The sequence below is a fragment of the Ochrobactrum sp. EDr1-4 genome (genome assembly GCF_049199085.1).
Lineage (GTDB): Bacteria > Pseudomonadota > Alphaproteobacteria > Rhizobiales > Rhizobiaceae > Brucella.
In genome coordinates this window covers 184,183-204,216 of record NZ_JBLZOF010000004.1, presented here as the reverse complement: position 1 = coordinate 204,216, position 20,034 = coordinate 184,183, and the positions used below count along the sequence as shown (strand labels likewise).

Genomic DNA, 20,034 nt, shown 5'->3' with positions numbered 1-20,034 from the left:
TTGCCAAGGATATCACCAAGTTTAGCAACATGAACAACCGTTTCGCATCCATACTCCATCGGTTCCAACCGATCATGGGATAGCAACCCTCGAGTCCTGCTTAGCGCAGAGGATTCCGGGGGACGGTTTGCCGCTTGGCTGCAAGCGGAATTGTTAAAAGCGCTTTCTTAAAAAAATAATCAGTTATTCCGGACGAGAATCGTCGCGGAGAGCAATCATCACTAGACAGCAGTGAGCGAACGTCATGAGCGTAAAGAACCGTAAGAAGCCAAAGATCGTTGTAAGCGACATCGACAACGAACGCCTGACAATTCTGGCCGGTAACGTCTCCGAAAAACTGGAAGAAGTTGCTGAGGAACTGTTACAGGAATTGGATCGCGCAAAGGTCGTTCCGCAGAAGAAGCTGCCGCTTGATGTTGTTTGCATGGGCTCGACTGTGGAGTTTCGCTCCAATGATGGCCACGAACGGAAGGTAACACTGGTCTATCCGGGTGAAGCAGATATTGCGCAGGGTAAGATTTCGATTCTCACGCCGATTGGTACAGCACTTATTGGCTTGACGCCCGGTCAGTCGATGTCCTGGACTGCACGTGATGGCAAGGCACACGAGCTTAGCGTTCTGAGTGTTTCTCAGGCCGCATCTGCGAGTGCTTAATAAACATCATTGAATATCGGAAGTGATGAAGCCCCGGTTTTCCGGGGCTCTTTGTTGAGTTATTCGTAGAGCGCAGCCGCCAGCTTACGGATCGCTTCGGCTGTGCGTGGGCCAAATCCCAGCATGTAAGGCCCTTCAAGAACAACCAGTGACTGACTGCGTGCAGCGGGAGTCTCTTGTAATGCTTTATGGGAGAAAACATCCTCGCGTGTTGGCCCGCCTGCACCATCTGATAGCATCAGAACTACATCTGGTTCCGCCTTGACCAGCCATTCTTCCGATACTGGCTTATATCCAGAATAAATAGACAAAGGGTTTGTCCCGCCAGCATAGCGAATAAACGCATCTGCCGCTGTGTCGCTTCCGGCACCACTCAGCTTTGCAAGGCCGTGGAAAAATACAACTTTTTTCTGCTTGTCCGCCGAAACCTTTTTGGCATAGGCCGTGGCTGCATCGAAATCATCTATAACCGTCTGTGTCAGAGCTTCACCCTGCTTCTCAACTCCAAGCCGCTTTGCGATCAGCCCGATTTTTTTGATGAGGCCCTCGCGGCTGTTGTCAACGGGCACATAAAACACTTCGACCGCCGATTGATTGAGCACATCGGTTGTTTCAGGTGGCCCAATATCTTCGGAAGCAATGATAAGGTCGGTATTAAGCGCCAGAATGCCTTCCGGCGACAGACTGCGGCGATAGCCTACATTTGTCTTGTTCGCTGTTTCAGCGGGATATTTGCTGCTGCGGTCGACTGCGATAACTTTATCGCCAGCCCCAAGCGCGAATATGATCTCGGTCACGTCAGGGCCGAGTGAGACGATGCGTTTTGCTTCATCGCTTTCGGCAAATGCTGTCGGTGGTGCGATGCAAAGAATTACGAGCACCAGCAAAGATTTTGCGACTCTGCCGAAAGGTAAAACGCGAGTACCTGATATAAAATGCACTTCGGCCTGATCCATTTTATTGTATGATAGATCAGAGAAATCTATTTAATATGAGTAAAATAATCAAGTTAAATCATGTGGCATTAACACGTGTTTTAACCGGCACGAGCCTTCGATTTGCGTGGTGAATATTTTTTCACAAGACGGAAGCTCTGTTTTGCTGACGGGCGTTCGGAATGGTCGACCAAAGCTGATAATGCACGTGCATAGTCAAGGACAAGTCCGGGTGTCCACGCCATGGATTCAGCGCGTTTTCGCATGAGCCCAGCTGCCCATAATTCCGGAAATACAAGGGCTTGTAGCGCTTTGAATACTGGCCATCTGTGTTCGCGATAGACACCTTCAAGAGCGGCATCGAGTGCATCTGCGACTGCGCTTGAACAGTTTCTGTTTGTCAGATTATAGGTGTCAGTTTCGCGATAGTGTTTCCAAAACCGGCGCAGCCGTGCTGCGTCGATATTGTTGATTTCCACTTTTACGGTTGATGGACACCAATCGTTGGATTCAAACTCGTAACTTGGCAAAAAGCGGCCCGGAACATTATTGTCTGGTGTCGCGCGCAATGTGCGCGTGAACTCATCCGGATTGCGGTCAATTTCGGCTGCCGGATAATGACTGATATAGACATCGGGTGACATTTCCAGTGCAGAATGTCCTGTCGAGATCACACCATTATTATCAACTGCCGCTATGTAGCGATTGATTGCACGCTGTCGCAGCGACGTCATTGCCGTACCAGTTGGCGTCCAGACGTGAACTATTAGCTTTTTACGGTTGCGTGCTGTTCGCTTTTTATAAATCTGTGCGGCGCGATAATTGAAAGGATTTCTACTCAAAATGCTTGTTAGCGATGCGTCGGCTTCCAGACGTTTAATTCGGAACGCAATGTTGAGCAGGCCTATGCCAGTCAAAACAAGTACAGCGCCGACATTGACGCCGACAGTTCCAGCGTACCACGTCGGCCAAGGTTGAAGCGTGAAAATTGCTATCAGAACTTCAACAACGCCACCGATGAGGCCGACTTTCCAGCGCGGATAACGGACAACCCATGCACTGCCGATACGCACAACGCCGTCAATGAAGAAGCAAAGGCCGAATAAAACCGCGAGTGCGAAGTTACTCGCTGGAGTAGAGGTTAGGATTAATATGCTAACGCCTGACAGAGCAACGCCTTGCACGATGCGCATTCTTCGTGCCGTGCCTTGGCTTGCAAACGCTGCAAAAAGGCACAGTGCTGCCTCTGGAAGCAGAAAATACCCAAAAATACGTGTTGGGATAAGAGTTTTACCGTCGAGTGCATCGATAACGATTAACGCACCGCCGATAATCCATAAAGCGGATACCACCAGAAGGGTTCTCCAGTGTCGCTGAATAATCTCGCGACCTAGCAGAAGAAATAGTATCCGTATCACCCTACAACTCCGTCAACATTCAGCACATCTTTATTAGACGCAATAAATAGGGTGTTTCAATTTAAAATGAGTTTAAATTAGCTAATCATGAATAGTTGATCGGTATTCAGTCTGTAAAATAGAAAAAGCCCCGAAAATGCGGGGCTTTAATAGATCGTCGCTGACGTTACGTTATCGCTCGCGCGACCCAAATCAATATGCATGCACCGATGAAGCCAGCAATCAGGTAGCCAAGCCAGCCACCGAACGATACGCCCAGAAGGCCGAATAAAAAGCTGGCAATGCCCGCACCGATAATGCCCAAAATAATATTCATGAATATGCCAGTGTTACTATTCATGAAATTGGACGCAATCCAACCTGCAAGACCACCGATAATGATTGCTGCGATCCAGCCTACACCTGCTTCACCCATTTTACTCTCCATATTCCACAAGATAAGGATGGATATGTATCAGTTGAGATGTTTGACAAGAGGCAACAAAGCTGGCGTTTAAAGGCGGGCAGGGACTTATGATCACTGCCCGATATTGCTGGATGTTTAGAAAGGCCAGGCGCGCTGGGGGCCACGCATTTGTTCGAAAGCTGTTGCCATTTGCAACACGCCCAGATCGTCAAAGCGACGCCCAGCAATCTGCAACCCGATTGGCACGCCAGCACTGTCATATCCACAATTAACAGAAATGGCAGGCTGTTCGCTCATATTGAACAACAGCGTGAAATTGATGTGTGATTGTGCACCCTCAACAGTGTTGTTGTTTGGATATGTCCACTCTGCTGGAAAGCTGACATTGGGTGAAATTGGCGTCAAAACAAAATCGTAATCGGCAGTCGCCGCGACAGTCTTTGACCTGATCTCCAGCGTCATCAAATAGTTACGGAAGACTTCTTCCCCTGTTTTTCCAAGGCCGGATTCAGCCCATTCACGCATGATGGGAAGGATTTTCTCACGTGTTTGCTCTGGAAGGGCCTGCACATCTAAACCGGATCTTGTGCGCCAGAAATGATCCAGACCACGAAGCATCTCAGGCGTCATCCAAGGCTTTAAAAGTTCGACATGTGCACCGGCACTTTCGAATAATTTGGCGGCCTCCGTGACGGCAGCGGTTACTTGCGGATCGACAGCCATTCCGCAGCCCGGGTCGAGAAGAAGGCCAATCTTTAAGCCACGAACGCTACGCTCAAGATTTAGCCAATCAATGTCGGCTTCTGGGAGGCTCATGTGATCGCGACTGTCTGGTTGGGACAGAATAGCCATGGCCATTGCTGCATCGTGAACGCGACGCGTCATCGGACCTGCGGCACGTCCCATAAAAGGTGGCTCGATAGGAATGCGTCCCAAGCTTGGCTTATGCCCGACCAGACCACACCATGCAGCCGGTAGCCGAACAGAACCGCCGATATCCGTTCCCAGATGAATGGGGCCATAGCCCGCAGCACCGGCAGCAGCAGCACCGGCACTCGATCCGCCGGGGTTCTTTTCCAGATTCCAAGGATTGCGGGCGAGTTTGTGGAAGCTTGATGTACCGGACGATGCCATCCCGAAATCCGGCATTGTGGTTCGTCCGAGAAACACTGAACCAGCCTCGCGCAGGCGGGCGGCGGGTGGTGAATCTGCGCTCTTCGGTGTCATGTCGCCAGAGGCCGTGCCCAGCGGCATCGGCACGCCTTTGGTCGCAATGTTTTCTTTGAGTGTGATGGGAACACCATCCAGCGATACGCCCTTTACACGAATTGGATCGCCTGCTTTCCAGCGTGCTTCAGATGCGCGTGCTGCTTCAAGAGCGCCTTCGGCATCAACAAACCACATCGCATTCAGTTGCGGGTCGTGTTGCTCAATATGTTCAATAACCGCTTTGGTAACATCAACAGGCGAAAAAGTTCCGGCTTCGTAGCCGTTAATCATTTCCTGAGCGCTGAGTGCGTTAAGTTTTGTCATGATTACGTTCGATCCAGTCTAAGGAAAAATGAAATTCAGTTCAGCGGTGCTTCGATTGTCGTTGTGCCAAGCTCACGGAAGTGGGCAAAATCCCACTGCCTGCCAGGTGCTGCATCAATCAGGCTGCGCGTATAGGCGTGTTTGGGGTCTGAAAGCACATTGATCGCGGTGTCATACTCAACGATGCGGCCATGCTGCATAACCAGAACATCGTCACAAATTTGCGCGGCAACACGCAGATCATGTGTGATGAAAAGGGTGGAAATGCCGAGCTTTTCCTGCAATTCATCGAGCAATTGTAACACCTGTGCCTGAACCGAAACGTCGAGTGCAGAAACCGCCTCGTCAGCCACAAGGACATCCGGCTCCATGGCAACGGCTCTTGCAATGGCAATACGCTGGCGTTGGCCACCGGAGAACTGGTGCGGATAACGATCGATTGCATCTTCCGGTAATCCAACCAGTTGCAGCAGTTCCGCTGCGCGCGCTGTCGCCGTGCGTTTATCAACGCCCATGTTGACCGGACCTTCAACAAGGCTTCGGCCAATCGTCCAACGCGGATTAAGTGAGCGAAACGGGTCCTGAAAGATGATCTGGATATGCTTGCGATAGGGTTTAAGCTGGCGTTGCGAAAGCTTGGCGATGTTGTAATCGGAAACTCTAATGTCGCCCGCCGTAGGATCGATAAGACGCATTACACATCGGGCAACGGTCGATTTTCCCGAACCGCTTTCGCCCACGATGCCGAGTGTTCGACCGCGCTTGATTGTGAAACTTACATCGCTTGCAGCGAATGTATGCTCACCTTTAACGAAAACCTTGTGCGTTCCGTATGCCTTTTGAAGATCTTCAACCTGTAGGGCAAGTTCATCAGAAGCAGTCGCGCGTGCTGCGCGTGGCGTCAGGCTTGGTACAGATTGCAGCAGTTTTTTCGAGTAATCTTCCTGTGGGGAGCGCAGCAGTTTTTCGACCGGTGCATGCTCAACGACATTGCCGTTTTTCATCACATGGACGGTATCAGCAATTTCCGCCACAACGCCCATATCATGCGTAATGAACAAAACCGCTGTGCCGTGCTTTTCCTGCAATTCGGCGATCAGGCTGAGGATTTGCTTTTGCGTTGTGACGTCAAGTGCTGTCGTCGGCTCATCAGCAATCAGCAATTGCGGTTCAAGCACAAGCGCCATGGCGATCATAATGCGCTGGCGCTGACCACCGGAAAGCTGATGCGGATAGGAGCGATAAATGCGATCAATATCGGGCAGGTGTACCTGCTCCATGATGTTGAGAACACGCGCTTTGCGTTCGCTGGATGACAGGTTCAAATGCGTGCGCAGCACCTCTTCAATCTGTTCGCCAACGCGCAAAACCGGATTAAGCGCCGTCATCGGCTCCTGAAAGATCATCGATATTTTTCGGGCGCGAATGGCACGCATTGCCTGTGGTCCAAGATCGAGAAGATTTTTGCCTTCCATATTGATCTGCCCCCCAGCGGGTTCAAGCGCACCTTTTGGCAAAAGCCCCATGATCGAAAGCGATGTGACGGATTTGCCCGACCCGCTTTCACCGACGAGACAAACCGTCTCACCTTTTCTGATTTTCAGTGAAATGCCATTGAGAACCGGCTTTGCATTGGCATTGCCAGCGAGCCTTACGGTCAGATCAGATATTTCGAGCACTGTGGGTGCATTATCAAAATTGCGGTTCTTAAAAATCATGATCAGCCCTCGCGTTTCTTGAGACGTGGATCGAGCAGATCACGCGCCGTATCGCCAAGAAGGTTGATGGAAAGGATGCACAGCGAGAGCAGCAATCCCGGCCAGAAGATCAGCGATGGCTTAAGCTGAAAATACAATCTGCCTTCAGCCATGATGTTGCCCCATGTCGGGATTTCGGTCGAAATGCCTGCACCCAGGAACGACAGAATAGCTTCGGTTAGAATAGCCGATGCACAGACATAGGTGGCCTGCACAGTCAGTGGTGCCAGTGTGTTTGGCATTAAATGCTGCCAGATGATTTTTGGCATCGAAGACCCAAGCGAGAGGGCAGCTTCAATATAGGGTTCTTCGCGCGCTGAAAGCACAATGGAACGTACCAGACGGACAACGCGCGGAATTTCTGGAATGGTGATTGCCGCCAGAACCGAGCCAATGCTTGCACCGTTTAGCGCGATCAGTGCGATGGCCAGCAAGATGGACGGTATCGCCATCAGGCTATCCATAACACGCATAACGATGGCATCAGCAACGCGGGAGAAGCCCGCAACCAGGCCAATGATCAGCCCAAGAAAGATGCTGACAATTGCAGCGCCAATTCCGATGAGCAGCGATACACGCCCACCCATCAGAACACGAGACAAGAGATCACGACCATAGCCGTCCGTACCCAGCGCATAAGTTTCTGAAGGTGGCTTCAGACGCTGCAAGGCATCCATTGTCATAGGATCATGCGGGACAATCCATGGTGAGATCAGAGTCATCACGACGAGAATGATAAGCACGGCGGCGGCAATGATCGGACCAATGCCAAGCCGAGTTGCTTTTGAGAAGGACAGAGCGCTCAGCAGCCATTGCAGGCGTGCTGCCGGTTGTGGTGTGGCTGACATTAGTAGCGTATCCTTGGGTCAAAGAGCGTGTAGGAAAGATCAATCAGTAGATTGACGAACACGTAAAGCGCACTGGTAAGCAGGATCATTCCCTGAATAACCGGATAGTCGCGTGCGAGGACTGCATCCACGGTCAGACGCCCAATTCCCGGGATATTGAACACGCTTTCGGTTACAACCACGCCGCCGATCAGCAGAGCAAAGCCTGTGCCTATAACAGTGAGAATAGGAACCGCAGCATTGCGCAATGCATGATGAAAAAGAACGACTTTTTCGCGCACACCCTTAGCGCGAGCGGTGCGGATATAATCCTCACCCAACACTTCAAGCATGGAGGCGCGTGTCATGCGTGCAATAAGCGCCACATAAATCACGGCCAGCGTAAAACAGGGGAGTGCTGCGCGCGAAAGGAACTTGCCAAAGTTCTCTGTCGGAGCGGTATAGCCCTGCACCGGGAACCAGCGCAGATCAATCGCAAAAAACTGGATGAACAGGTAGCCGATAACGAAAACCGGTATCGAGAAGCCCAACACCGAGAGCGTCATGACGGCGTAATCGATCCATGTGCGATGACGCCAAGCAGCCAAAATTCCCAGCGGAACTGCAATGGCAACGGACAAGAAGATCGTCATTAAAGCGATGTTCAAGGTTGGCCACATGCGCTGGCCGATCATTGTGGTGACAGACGTGCCGGAAATAAGCGACGTTCCGAGATCACCCTGAAACAGATGGCCGACCCAAGTGAAAAACTGAGTATGAAGCGGCAGATTCAACCCCAACGACTCCCTGATGCGATCAAGCTGCTCGGTCGTTGCTGAATCACCGGCAATGATCGCGGCGGGATCACCGGGGGTCAGACGCAGAAGGAGGAAAACAAAGATCGCAACGATTGCCATCACAGGGATGACGGCAAGAATGCGACGCAGGATAAAACCAAACATCGGGTTGTCCTTGTCGAAATTTCAAACGAAAGAGAACGAGCCGGAAAGAATGAATTTCCAGATCAAACGCATTCAGATTCATGTGAGTAGTTCGGGAGGTGATGACGGCGCTGAACGTTGCGCCGTCAACCTGTATCAAAATTGAGGCTAGGGTTATTCGACTTTTTTAACGTTCCAGAATACCTGCACCGGAGACATAACCATATCTTCAAGCACCTTGCGGCGGGCATGCGGCGAGAAGAACTGACCAAGCGGCACATAGCTCACATTGTCCATCGCATGGATTTGGATCTTCTTGGCGATTTCTTTGCGCTGCTCAGGTGTTGTCGCATCGATGAATTCTTCGCGCAGAGCTTCGATTTCATCATCCTTCGGCCAACCAAACCATGCTTGATCACCACGACCATTGAGCATAGGGCTGATCAGTGGATTGTCGACTTCTGGCACGATCCAGTTCGTAAAGAACATGTTCCAGCCGCCTTCGCTTGGCTTGCCCGGATTGGCCCGGCGCGTGACAATTGACTGCCAATCCATCGGCTGCAAATCAACATTAAAGCCTGCAGCACGTAAGGCTTGAGCTGCAACGATCGGCTGAGATGACGTTACACGCACATCGGTAGCCTGAAGAATAACAACAGGCGTGTCATCATAGCCAGATTCTGCAAGGAGCTTCTTAGCACCTTCAATATCGCCGCCATTGATCAGCGTTTCGCCGCCGGTTTCATCGCCCAAAGGTGTTCCGCAACCAAAGATCGCACCACAAACCTTATAGTAGTCGGGGTTGCCGACGATGTTTGCGAGGAAATCCTTCTGGCTGAGCGCTTTCATCGCTGCTTGACGAACTTTCTTGTTATCAAACGGCGGATGCTTGAAGTTCATTCGCGCAATTGCCTGATAGCCGAGATCATCGCGAAGCTCGACAGCAACATCATCGCTGGTCTCGAGGATTGGCAGCAGATCTACAGGCACCTGATCGATGAAATCGACTTCGCCCGACATGATCGCATTAACGGCGGTCTGCGAGTCCGCCATTGTAAGCCAGTTGACCTCGTCAACATTGACCTTTTTGCCGCCTGCCATCCAGCTTGGTGGCTCATCGCGCGGCACATAGTCTTCAAACTTCACATAAGTGGCACTGACACCCGGCTGGAATTTTTCGGTAACAAATTTGAATGGGCCAGAACCGATATATTCTGTGATTGCTGTATCTGCTGGCGTTGCAGCGATGCGCGCAGGCATGATGAAAGGAGGTAGTGCGGATTGTTTTGCAATTGTATCGAGAAGCGGAGGGAATGGCTTGCTTAGCGTCCACACAATCGTCTTGTCGTCTTTTGCTTCAAGGCTGTCCGTGAGCTTGAAAATTGTCTGCCCGCCGGAATCGCGCTGGCCCCAACGCTTCAGTGAAGCAACCGCATCCGCAGCTGTAACTGGTGCGCCGTCGTGAAATTTCAGGCCGTCACGCAGCGTAAATGTATAAGTTTTGTTGTCATCGGAGACTGTCCAGCTTGCCATCTGTGGCTGTGGCTGAAATTTGTCATCAACGGCGACCAGCACATCATAAATCATATAGGCATGGTTGCGCGTGATGTGTGCGGTTGTGATTACCGGATCAAGGACGCGCAGTCCTTCCATGACGGCCGTGATGGTTTGCGCCTGAGCTGGCAGACAGAATGCTGAGTCGGCAAGCAAAACGGCTGCCATGCCTGCAACGGTCGACCGCAAGCGACTCATGCCGCGATTTGCACGGCCCTTAGCTTTCAGCGATGGCTGTGAATTCTTTTCGTGAAGCATTGCTTTTCCCATTTTCAGATGATGTTCCGTTGTTTTTTCTGGCAGCAATGATGCTGACTGGTGGCTTTGACATCCAACCTTATAGCTCGCGTCGAAGTGAAGACTTGTTCCGCGCATTATTTCCTCCTCCAGATCACCAGCCAATCATTCCCGTGATTGACATAAGTATCGTCTAGCGATACGGTAGTATTGTTATTGACGATAGCTGGCATTTTGCTAATGTGTCAAGGGGATTTAAAGGAGGGGCTATGCGCGACGTTGAGAGAGTGGAATATGGTGTTCGTCCGGTGTCTGATGCGGATGAAAAAGACCCGCTTTTTGTCTCTGCAATCGCACGTGCGATGCAGGTTTTGTCAGCCTTTCACGGCACCAGTAAGCCATTGACTCTCAACGAGATTGCAAAAATCTGCGGCATGGGAAAAAGCACTGTGCAGCGCATTGTTCACACACTTCGCCAGCAGGGATATATTGAACGCGACCCAAATGATCGTGGGTATGTACCCGGCATTCGTATTCTTGATCATACGCTGGATTATCTTCGATTAAATTCGGTTATTGTGCGCGCACTTCCATCTCTGCTTGAGCTGCGACGGGACGCCAGTGAGCGTGTCGATCTCAGTGTCAGGGATGATCTGCGTCTGGTTTATGCGCTGCGTTTGCAAAGTAAGCGAGAAGCTTTTTTTGCAACGCTTATCGGCAATAGTGTGCCTCTTTATTGCACTTCTGGCGGGCGCGCAGTTATGGCGCAGCTTCCAGATGATGAAGTGGATGAGATTATTCAGCGGTCCAAACGCCGCAAATTTACACCGCGCACCATCACTGAGCCGCAAGAAATCTGGGACAAAATTCACGAAGCCCGCGAAAATGGTTTTGCGCTTGCTTCGGAAGAAGTTCTTCAAGGCGAAATCGCAATCGGCGCTGCGATACGCGGACCCGAAGGGCGCCCAGTTGCAGCCATTCACGTCGGCGGATCACTAAGCGAGTGGAACAAAGAGACGTTTTCTAGTCACTTTGCACCACTCATTATGGCAGCGGCAGGTACGATTAATCGACTTTAGATTTTCTAACCCCAGTTCTCGATACGGATTTTCGATCCGTCGGAGAAACGCGAGATATGGAACGGCGACGGATCGACCACCGGCGTTTCGCCGCTGACCATATCAGCAACCAATCGACCAGCACCGGGGCCGATGCCAAAACCGTGGCCTGAAAAGCCTGTGGCGACAATCAGCCCGTCAATGCCGGGCAGGGGTGAGATAACCGGAATGACATCCGGCATAGTATCGATGAGACCTGCCCATTCCTGCGCTATTGTTGAAGAAGCAAAAGATGGAATGGCAGTTTTCAGTTTGGCCAGCACTGCTGCATTCGCTGCCCTGTGCGGTTCGGGATCAAGCGTACGGATTTTTTCAAACACCGAGACCTGGTCTGCCGGACGGAGCTTCCACTGGAAAGCTTCTTCAAAAAAGCGTTCGCCAAAACGGAAACGGAGCGATTTCCATTCGGTTGAGAGCGACGGAAGGAAGTCGCGGAAAAAGCGGAAGCTGTCCGGCACTATGTCTGCAATGGAACCGCCAAGGCTCGCAACCGTATATCCGCCATCAAGCCGCTTGCGCAGTGCGAAGTCCGAAAACGCGATTGCCGGTTCAACGCCACTCTCGATAGGCGAGGTACGAAAGACGGACGAGCGCACTTTGAGTTGCGGTAGATGGGCATCGAACGACGATATGATCAGTCGCGACCAGGCGCCGCCAGCAACGACAATTGCCTCGCAAGCCACGCGGCCTTTTTCGGTTAGCACTGCTGACACATGTCCATTGGTGGTTTCGATCCCGCGCACGGCGCAATTTTGCAGAATGACAGCACCGAGTTCCTGAGCCTTTGCGGCAAAAGCAGGTACTGCCTTTTGCGGTTCTGCACGACCATCGCGCGGCGTGATCATGCCACCTTTGAGTGGACGCGTCAGTCCCGGTGCGAGGCTTGCAGCCTGTTGACCGTTAAGCAACTGCGTTTGGATGCCATGTTCGCTGGCAATTTTGATCCACTCTGCATAGCGCTCGACTTCCTCATCTTTCTCGGCAGTGTAGGCAATGCCTGTGGTGCGAAACCCAGTTTCGCGACCCACACGTTCATTCATACCCTCCCAGAGACGCATGCTTTCGACGATCAGCGGAAGTTCACGGCTGTCGCGTCCGGTTTGACGACACCAGCCCCAGTTACGGCTTGATTGCTCGCCCGCGATTTCGCCCTTTTCAAAAAGAGCAACAGGAATGCCGCGCTCGGCCAGAAAAAGCGCCGTTGATACACCGATCACGCCACCACCGATGATGGCGACCTTCGTTTCCTGTGGCAAACGCTCGGCGGTTGCCACTTTGTCGGTGATCGGCCCCATGATCAGACTCCTGCAATGCGAATATCAAATTCTGATGAAAGCAACATTGCGCGATTTGCGAGCTTATTCAACCGGATAGTGCAGCAAATTATTGTGCTTTAAATGGTGTTTCAGCAAATGCTTGATGCGTTTGGTCGGGTTTTATTGGCAAAGTCGTCCAAGTGCATTTATATGCAGTTTGATGATAACAGGACTTTCGGTCTCATCTATGGACGCACGGACTTTACAAGACACAAAGCTTGGTAATGAAAGGGCTCCGGCACTGACCCTCTCGGGAATTGGTCGGCAGTTTGGAACCGTGCGCGCACTGGACAACATATCGTTGGATGTGCAGCCCGGTGAGATCATCTGTCTGGTCGGGCATTCCGGTTGCGGTAAGACTTCAATGTTGCGGATTATTGCAGGCATTGATGCGCCTGATGAAGGTCAGCTTACGATGGGCGGGCGCACGCTCGTCGGGCCATCGATCTTCATTGAACCGGAAAAGCGAAACATAGGTGTAGTCTTTCAGGACTATGCGCTGTTTCCACATTTGACCGTGCGCGAAAATGTACTTTTTGGCTTGCGCAAGGTACGCAAGGAACAAGCGCTCAGCCGCGTCGATGAATTGCTTAAACTGGTTGGTTTGTCTTCGATGGCAGACCGTTATCCGCATATGTTGTCGGGTGGCGAACAGCAGCGTGTTGCGCTCATCCGGGCTTTGGCTCCCAAGCCTGATCTGTTGTTAATGGATGAGCCGTTCTCCAATCTGGATCGCGGATTGCGCGCGCGCGTGCGGAGCGAAACGATGGCCCTATTACGTGCTCTTGGTACGCCGGTCATTATCGTGACGCATGAGGCTGAAGAAGCGCTTTCGACAGGCGATCGCGTCGTTCTGATGCGCTCGGGAGAAATCGTGCAGCAAGGTTCTCCTCGCGAGCTGCATAATCATCCAAATAGCCGATATGCAGCCGATTTCTTCTGCGACTTCAACGCGTTTGAAGGTTTTGTTCGCGGCAATGCAATCGAAACCAAACTGGGTTCTTTCGATCTGCCGAGTGATCTCGGTATAAGTGGCGAAGTCCTCGTTTACATCCGACCGCGTGATATTAAAACGCTGCCGCATGACCAAGCGAGTGGTTTGAGCGGACAGATCCAAACCCGCATCTATCTTGGTGAAACGGAAGAACTCTTGATCCGCTTAAATGGGAGCGAAGAGTCTTTGCGCGTTCGGACAGAACAGCATGTGGCTGAGGAGGCGTCATCTGTTTTACTCCACGTTGATTGGAGCAAAGCGCTGATTTTCGGAAAAAAGTGAGTAAATAGGTCATATTTATCCGCCCGTGCAATTGACCCTGCAAAATCGAGTTCATATATTCCGATTGCATTACATATAGTTCCAAATGAACCATATTTTCGGAGGTAATATGCCCAAGATCGCGCGTGCTGGACTTGCACTCATGGCTGCGACTTTTCTCTCAGGTGCTGCAAATGCAAATGAGGTGAATATCTACACAACCCGTGAGCCAGGCCTGATCCAGCCTTTGCTCGATGCCTATAAGGAAAAGACGGGTACAACCGTCAACACAGTTTTCCTGAAGGATGGTCTCGCTGAACGTGTTGCGTCTGAGGGCGATAAGTCTCCTGCCGATATCCTGATGACGGTTGATGCTGGCAATCTGGTTGATCTCGTAGACAAGGGACTGACCCAGAAGGTCGATTCACAAGCTCTCAAGGATGCAATTCCTGAGCAGCTTCGTGATGCCGATGGTAACTGGTTCGGCCTGTCGATGCGCGCACGCGTCATCTATGCCGATAAGGATCTGGAACTCGACAAGATCACCTATGAAGAATTGGCTGATCCGAAGTGGAAGGGCAAGATTTGTATTCGCGCTGGTCAGCACCCTTACAACACGGCGCTGATTGCGGATTATATTGCGCATAATGGTGCCGAAAAGACCGAAGAATGGCTTACTGGCCTGAAAGCTAATCTGGCACGCAAGGCTGCCGGTGGTGATCGCGATGGCGCCAAGGATATTGCAGGCGGAATTTGCGATATTGCCGTTGCAAACTCTTATTATGTTGGGCTGATGCGCTCAGGCAAAAGCGGCGATGAGCAGAAGGCATGGGCAGATAGCATCAAAGTCATTCTGCCGACCTTTGCAAATGGCGGCACGCAGGTAAACATCAGCGGTGCAGCTGTTGCCAAGAACGCCCCGAACAAGGAAGAAGCCGTTAAGCTTCTTGAATATCTCGCTTCGGACGACGCGCAGAAGCTCTATGCTCAGGCGAACTACGAATACCCAGTCAAAGCTGGTGCTCCGGTTGATCCGATTGTCGAATCTTTCGGTGAACTCAAGATTGATAGTGTCCCACTTTCGGAAATCGTCAAGCATCGTAAGCAGGCCAGTGAATTGGTCGACAAAGTTGGCTTTGATAATTAAAAGCTGATTAGCATTATGAAAATGACGCCGGTGCAAAACCTTTGCGCCGGCGTTTTGATATGAGGAAAGCATGCCGGAATCTGTGCAAGCCGCATCATCGACCAAGCCTTATCGCTCGCGCTCAGGGCGAGGCTGGTTGTGGCTTTCCGGATTGATTGCGCTGCTGGTGTGCCTACCAGTTCTTGCACTGATTATAGAAGCGTTTCGCGGCTCGTCCGGGCTGTGGGGCCATCTTTTTTCAACGATCTTTGCCACGGCGTTTACCGATACAATCATTTTGCTTGCAGGTGTGGGGCTTATTACAGCCTTTGTCGGTACATCGACTGCTTGGTTGGTGACGGCTTATGATTTCCATGGGCGCGGTGTGCTGGAATGGGCGCTTTTGCTGCCGCTTGCGGTGCCGACCTATATCATCGCCTATGCTTATCTTGATATTCTGCACCCAATTGGCCCGATACAAAGCGCAATCCGTTTCATGCTGGGCTATGAAACTCCCCGCCAGTTCCGCTTGCCCGATATAAGATCCATGACGGGCTGCATCATTCTGCTCGGCTTCGTGCTTTATCCCTATGTCTATATTCCAACGCGTGCGATGTTTCTCACACAGTCTGCAAGCTTGATTGAAGCTGCGCGCACATTGGGCGTCAGTCGCAGAGGCATATTCTGGCGCGTTGCACTGCCACTTGCACGTCCCGCCGTGGCTATTGGCGTCAGTCTTGCATTGATGGAAACGCTTAACGATGTTGGTGCTGCCGAATTTCTAGGTGTGCGGACGCTGACTGTTTCGATTTACACAACATGGGTTACGCGTTTCGACCTGCCGGGAGCGGCACAGCTTGCCTTGGCGCTTTTGTTGTTGGTTGTCGCACTTGTTTCAATTGAGCGATGGGCGAGGCGTAAACAACGTTTCTCGTCCAATATTCGCCATTCACGTGGTTTCGAGCCGCTAAAGGTGAGGGGTTTAAAAGGCATATGGCTATTCTTTGCCTGCCTTACTCCAATCATTATTGGCTTTATCTTGCCTGCGACTTATCTTGTGATTGAAGCGGTCAAGCGGATGCGTTTTGCGGGTATATCTCCGCGCCTTGCCGGCGAAGCTTTTAACACTGTCATGCTGGCATGTGTCGCAACCATTCTGGTGCTGCTGTTTGGTATGATGGTGGCCTATGCGATGCGGCTGTTTCCCGGCACAGCTGCGCGTTGGTTCTATCGCTTTTCAACTATGGGCTACGCAGCGCCCGGAACCGTGATTGCAATCGCTATTATGATCGTCTCTGGAGCGGTTGATCGCTTCTTCGGTCAGGTGTTCAGCAGCTTATTCGGCGTGTCGACAGGCTTGTTGATGATCGGTTCGGGGGCAGCTATCATCTATGCCTATGTCGCACGCTTTCTGGCTATTTCGGCTGGTGGCATTGATGCAGGGCTGGAGCGGATTCCGCAATCGCTTGATCACGCTTCTCGTACACTCGGGCGAGGAGTGACGACTACCTTCTGCCAAGTACATCTGCCGCTATCAAAAACGGCTATTGTTGCCGCTGGCCTTTTGGTTTTTGTCGATTGCGTGAAAGAGTTACCGGCAACGCTTTTGTTGCGTCCACTCAATATTGAGACCTTTGCTACGCATCTTTATGGCGAGGCTGCACGCGGAACCTATGAGGAAGCATCTGTTGCAGCGCTGGCAATTGTGGCAGTCGGCATTCTGCCGGTCATCCTGCTTTCGCGGGTCGGGCGCCGTTTGGGTAACGCTCGCAGGTGATCGCAGAAGTTCTGCAATATCAAATTGTTACAATGTCGTTATGGTTCGCGACTTTAACACGATGCGCGGCATGGTTGCCGAATGTGCGGAAAATCCAAAAAACGCTGATCTATCAAGGGCTTTGACAGGCTTAAAGCCTGTTGTTGAACGCAGATTACTGAATGATTTCAACACGATATTTCGCGTGAACGCAATAATATGTGACTGTATTATAAGCCCAATTCCATGCTTCTACCACAATGCGAAAGCTCAATGGTCACAATTGAAACAAGACCGCGCAAGCTGACAGGAAAATGGCCACGAAGGTCGTCGTCAGGGTCGCGGAAGGAATGGAATGATGGAATCTATGCTCAACACGCAACAATGGCTCCCAGTCGAGTTGCTGAACATTGGTTTGGCCGCTGCCGTTTTCTTTGCTTGTCTTGTGCTTTCGCTGTGGAAGGCCGTCTTTGACGAACTCAACCCGGTTTTCTGGCGCCGCACGGCTGCTGTTCTGTGGGCTGGTGTTGTTATCGTAGCGCTGAGCACCGGCATTGAAAACTTCAACTGGCCGCAGATCGTTGGCTGGACGATGATTGCTGGCGGCGTGATCGCAACAGCGGTCCGCACAGGCATGAGCTACTACCGCCAGTATTCGGCGCATAATGTTCGCCGGTCAAAGTTCTCGAATGCGCGCTTTTCAGGCCCGCGTGCTTCTGGACGGTAATCGCTATGTTTGCAAAGACTTCTCAAATGCCTTTGCGGCAACACCGTCCAAATAGCTTGCGCTCGTTTTTTATCCGCGCTTTTGGCTCTGCACGATACCGTAAATATTCGTTGAGCGTGTGCCAGAGCGGCAATAGCCCAGAATAGGGCCTTCGGCTTCGGCAATTGCCGAGGCCATTTCATCAACGTTTTCCTGAGTGAGCTGGCCACCAATGACCGGGATATAATAGGTCTTGATGCCAGCCTTTTCGGCTACCTTGGCGACTTCAGCAAAACTTGGCTGATCTGGCCCTTCTTCGCCATCGGGACGATTGCATATGATCGTCTGGAAGCCTTCAGCCGCGATATCGCGCACGTCGTCTGGCGAGATTTGTCCGGTCACTGAGTAATTGTCGTCGATTTGACGAATATCCATTTTTGCACCTGTAAGACGATCTGTTGGAATAGGCACCAAGTCTTTACGAACTTGAATTGTGCTCAGATATAGCTTGTTCGCATTGCTTATCGCAAGCGCTATGCCCTTTGACTGGTGCCAGATATTTATTCAATCTTTTGCTTCATTGAATTTGATACGGATACCAATCATATCGTTAAGTGTTATGACTTAAGCCTAGTTATGCATCTGTGAGTTGCAGGATAAATGATTACGTACGAGACCAGCCAGAACTTGCCTCGCCTTACTCGTCGTTACGATGGTTATCACGAGAGTTCGCGCGAAGTTCCGGAGGAAGTACCCATCGCTATGAGTTATAACGGTACGACCCATGCCGTTATGATGGCGACACCTGCTGATCTTCAAGACTTTGCTTTAGGTTTCAGTCTTACGGAAGGCATCATAAGCCATATCTCTGAAATCGAAGATCTGAATATTGAGGTGTTTGAAAGGGGCATCGATATTCAGATGCGGCTTGTCACGAAGCGTAACGATATGCTCGTTGCCCGACGTAGGTTTATGGCAGGGCCTGTGGGCTGTGGTTTGTGCGGGATCGATTCTATCGATCAGGCCATTCGCCCGCTCACGCAGATAGGGCCAGGTAACATTCGGTTTAAAGCAGCATCAATAACAGCAGCTATGGACGCGCTTGGTAATGCGCAGCGTTTGAATGCGCTGACACATGCGGTGCATGGTGCAGGTTTTTACGTGCCAGATCAGGGGCTTGTCATGGTTCGTGAAGATGTTGGTCGACATAATGCGTTCGACAAACTTATTGGTGCACTGGCGCATGAAAACAGGCTCGCAGCCAGTGGTCTGGTCGTACTCACGAGCCGTGTTTCAGTTGAGATGGTACAAAAAGCCGTTATTCTTGGTGCGCCATTGCTGGCCGCAATTTCTGCGCCAACGGCTCTGGCAATCCGCACTGCGGAAGAAGCCAATCTCACACTTGTGGCGCTTGTTCGCGGCGACGATTTTGACGTCTATACGCACCCCGAACGCATCATTACAGAATAGCTGGCCCTACAAATGTAAGGCCAGCTAAATTAAGATTATACAAGTGCTTCAATGCGTGCGCGTTCGCTGACAATCTGCAATGCAGCATGTGCAGCTTCCACGCCCTTCACCTTGAAATGGTTGAAGAAGAAGTCATGATGCTCTTTGCTGTCGTGGTAATGATGCGGCGTGAGTGACACGCTGAGCACCGGAACTTCGGTTTCAAGCTGCACCTGCATCATGCCGTTAATAACGGCAGTAGCCACGAAATCATGACGATAAATGCCGCCGTCAATAACGAAAGCCGCGCCAACGATCGCCGCATAACGGCCTGTCTTTGCGAGCGTCTTGGCATGAAGCGGAATTTCATAAGCGCCGGGAACGTCGAAGACTTCAACTTCCACGTTTGTGCCCGTTTTGGCAGCCAGTTCGGCAATGAAGCTCTTACGTGCTTCGTCGACAATATCTGCGTGCCAGCGCGCCTGAATGAAGGCGATTTTGAAGGATGTCTTGTTCGGATAGCTCTGGTTCATAGGTTCCTCAAGAAACTAGAATCAGGGCGCACAAAGGAACGAATGCCAGCGCCCGTTAAGGCACAGCCGAACGTTCTTTCACTCTCTTCCATCCGGACTTTAACCGTCGGCTCCGGCATCTCACCGGATCTGCTGACCCTTAAATGAACGGTCGAAATGACCTTTTATTTAAGGCGCTCGCGGGCTCGAAGATCGCTCTTCATACCGCCGGTGGGGAGTTTCACCCCGCCCCGAGAACAAACTCGCACACCATTGTGCGATTGAACGGAAACTAGGCATTCCTTTGGCTGATGTCTAGTGACTTCACGGGAAATTTATACTGATCTGGAACTGGATGAGCGTTGAATTTTTCAGATATCCGCTACCCCGTAATATATCGCTGCAAGAAATATTTTTTTGCGCACTAAGATGCTCAAATTGTTCTGTTTTTTGGATGGATTTTTCGATTTAGCGTGGCAGACTTTGAGCGTCCGTGAGCTAACCGTATTGACACAGATCAGGTTTCTCGGCCT

Annotated in this window: 18 protein-coding genes and 1 riboswitch; of the genes, 7 read left to right on the top strand and 11 right to left on the bottom strand. The window is 51.3% G+C overall.

The window, feature by feature from the left end:
- Nucleotides 1-244: 244 nt before the first annotated feature.
- Entirely contained in the window at nt 245-655 is a 411-nt protein-coding gene (gene rnk, locus ACOZHT_RS15820; protein WP_310012112.1) for a nucleoside diphosphate kinase regulator, read from the top strand.
- Nucleotides 656-714: 59 nt separating this feature from the next.
- Here the strand turns inward: rnk and ACOZHT_RS15815 are convergent, their stop codons facing one another.
- From ACOZHT_RS15815 to ACOZHT_RS15780, 8 genes are all read right to left on the bottom strand, one after another.
- Nucleotides 715-1,536: a heme/hemin ABC transporter substrate-binding protein gene (locus ACOZHT_RS15815; RefSeq protein ID WP_339512864.1), complete on the bottom strand. Its 822-nt coding sequence runs from the start codon at nt 1,534-1,536 to the stop codon at nt 715-717.
- A 155-nt stretch (nt 1,537-1,691) separates the two neighbouring features.
- Nucleotides 1,692-2,942, bottom strand: coding sequence for a protease (locus ACOZHT_RS15810; RefSeq protein ID WP_339512647.1), 1,251 nt, complete (start codon nt 2,940-2,942; stop codon nt 1,692-1,694).
- Nucleotides 2,943-3,174: 232 nt separating this feature from the next.
- Nucleotides 3,175-3,423: a GlsB/YeaQ/YmgE family stress response membrane protein gene (locus ACOZHT_RS15805; RefSeq protein ID WP_339512649.1), complete on the bottom strand. Its 249-nt coding sequence runs from the start codon at nt 3,421-3,423 to the stop codon at nt 3,175-3,177.
- A gap of 126 nt (nt 3,424-3,549) precedes the next feature.
- On the bottom strand, nt 3,550-4,947 hold the full coding sequence (locus ACOZHT_RS15800; protein ID WP_339512651.1) for an amidase: 1,398 nt from the start codon (nt 4,945-4,947) through the stop codon (nt 3,550-3,552).
- A gap of 35 nt (nt 4,948-4,982) precedes the next feature.
- Nucleotides 4,983-6,665 carry an ABC transporter ATP-binding protein gene (locus ACOZHT_RS15795; protein WP_339512653.1) on the bottom strand — a complete coding sequence of 561 codons (1,683 nt, stop codon included), beginning with the start codon at nt 6,663-6,665 and terminating at the stop codon, nt 4,983-4,985.
- 2 nt (nt 6,666-6,667) lie between these two features.
- Nucleotides 6,668-7,552 carry an ABC transporter permease gene (locus ACOZHT_RS15790; RefSeq protein ID WP_339512655.1) on the bottom strand — a complete coding sequence of 295 codons (885 nt, stop codon included), beginning with the start codon at nt 7,550-7,552 and terminating at the stop codon, nt 6,668-6,670.
- Complete coding sequence (locus ACOZHT_RS15785; RefSeq protein WP_339512657.1) at nt 7,552-8,493, bottom strand: ABC transporter permease; 942 nt, start codon at nt 8,491-8,493, stop codon at nt 7,552-7,554. The genes ACOZHT_RS15790 and ACOZHT_RS15785 overlap by 1 nt, the downstream gene beginning before the upstream one ends.
- A gap of 153 nt (nt 8,494-8,646) precedes the next feature.
- Nucleotides 8,647-10,224, bottom strand: coding sequence for an ABC transporter substrate-binding protein (locus tag ACOZHT_RS15780; RefSeq protein WP_421566016.1), 1,578 nt, complete (start codon nt 10,222-10,224; stop codon nt 8,647-8,649).
- Between the two features lie 308 nt (nt 10,225-10,532).
- Between ACOZHT_RS15780 and ACOZHT_RS15775 the strand changes: the two genes are divergently transcribed.
- Nucleotides 10,533-11,342 (top strand): IclR family transcriptional regulator, encoded by an 810-nt coding sequence (locus ACOZHT_RS15775; protein WP_421565977.1) that lies wholly within the window; start codon nt 10,533-10,535, stop codon nt 11,340-11,342.
- 5 nt (nt 11,343-11,347) lie between these two features.
- Here the strand turns inward: ACOZHT_RS15775 and ACOZHT_RS15770 are convergent, their stop codons facing one another.
- Nucleotides 11,348-12,676, bottom strand: a complete 1,329-nt coding sequence (locus ACOZHT_RS15770) for an NAD(P)/FAD-dependent oxidoreductase (RefSeq protein ID WP_421565976.1) — start codon at nt 12,674-12,676, stop codon at nt 11,348-11,350.
- A 208-nt stretch (nt 12,677-12,884) separates the two neighbouring features.
- On the opposite strand from ACOZHT_RS15770, the gene ACOZHT_RS15765 reads away from it, so the two are divergent.
- The 4 genes from ACOZHT_RS15765 (at nt 12,885) to ACOZHT_RS15750 (ending at nt 17,561) form a co-directional block, all read left to right on the top strand.
- The gene (locus tag ACOZHT_RS15765) at nt 12,885-13,973 is read left to right on the top strand and encodes an ABC transporter ATP-binding protein (RefSeq protein WP_421565975.1); all 1,089 of its coding nucleotides are present in this window, start codon (nt 12,885-12,887) and stop codon (nt 13,971-13,973) included.
- Between the two features lie 109 nt (nt 13,974-14,082).
- Complete coding sequence (locus ACOZHT_RS15760; protein WP_339512665.1) at nt 14,083-15,099, top strand: Fe(3+) ABC transporter substrate-binding protein; 1,017 nt, start codon at nt 14,083-14,085, stop codon at nt 15,097-15,099.
- A gap of 70 nt (nt 15,100-15,169) precedes the next feature.
- Entirely contained in the window at nt 15,170-16,855 is a 1,686-nt protein-coding gene (locus ACOZHT_RS15755; protein WP_421565974.1) for an ABC transporter permease, read from the top strand.
- Nucleotides 16,856-17,189: 334 nt separating this feature from the next.
- A complete protein-coding gene (locus tag ACOZHT_RS15750) occupies nt 17,190-17,561 on the top strand; it encodes a hypothetical protein (protein ID WP_421565973.1) in 372 nt (123 codons plus the stop codon).
- A gap of 69 nt (nt 17,562-17,630) precedes the next feature.
- Here the strand turns inward: ACOZHT_RS15750 and ACOZHT_RS15745 are convergent, their stop codons facing one another.
- A complete protein-coding gene (locus tag ACOZHT_RS15745) occupies nt 17,631-17,975 on the bottom strand; it encodes a TIGR01244 family sulfur transferase (RefSeq protein ID WP_339512671.1) in 345 nt (114 codons plus the stop codon).
- Nucleotides 17,976-18,200: 225 nt separating this feature from the next.
- On the opposite strand from ACOZHT_RS15745, the gene fdhD reads away from it, so the two are divergent.
- Complete coding sequence (gene fdhD / locus ACOZHT_RS15740; RefSeq protein WP_339512673.1) at nt 18,201-19,010, top strand: formate dehydrogenase accessory sulfurtransferase FdhD; 810 nt, start codon at nt 18,201-18,203, stop codon at nt 19,008-19,010.
- A gap of 35 nt (nt 19,011-19,045) precedes the next feature.
- Here fdhD and ACOZHT_RS15735 read toward each other — a convergent pair whose 3' ends face one another.
- Nucleotides 19,046-19,522, bottom strand: a complete 477-nt coding sequence (locus tag ACOZHT_RS15735) for a 6,7-dimethyl-8-ribityllumazine synthase (RefSeq protein ID WP_134152197.1) — start codon at nt 19,520-19,522, stop codon at nt 19,046-19,048.
- 76 nt (nt 19,523-19,598) lie between these two features.
- A riboswitch (FMN riboswitch) is annotated at nt 19,599-19,764 on the bottom strand.
- Nucleotides 19,765-20,034 lie beyond the last annotated feature (270 nt).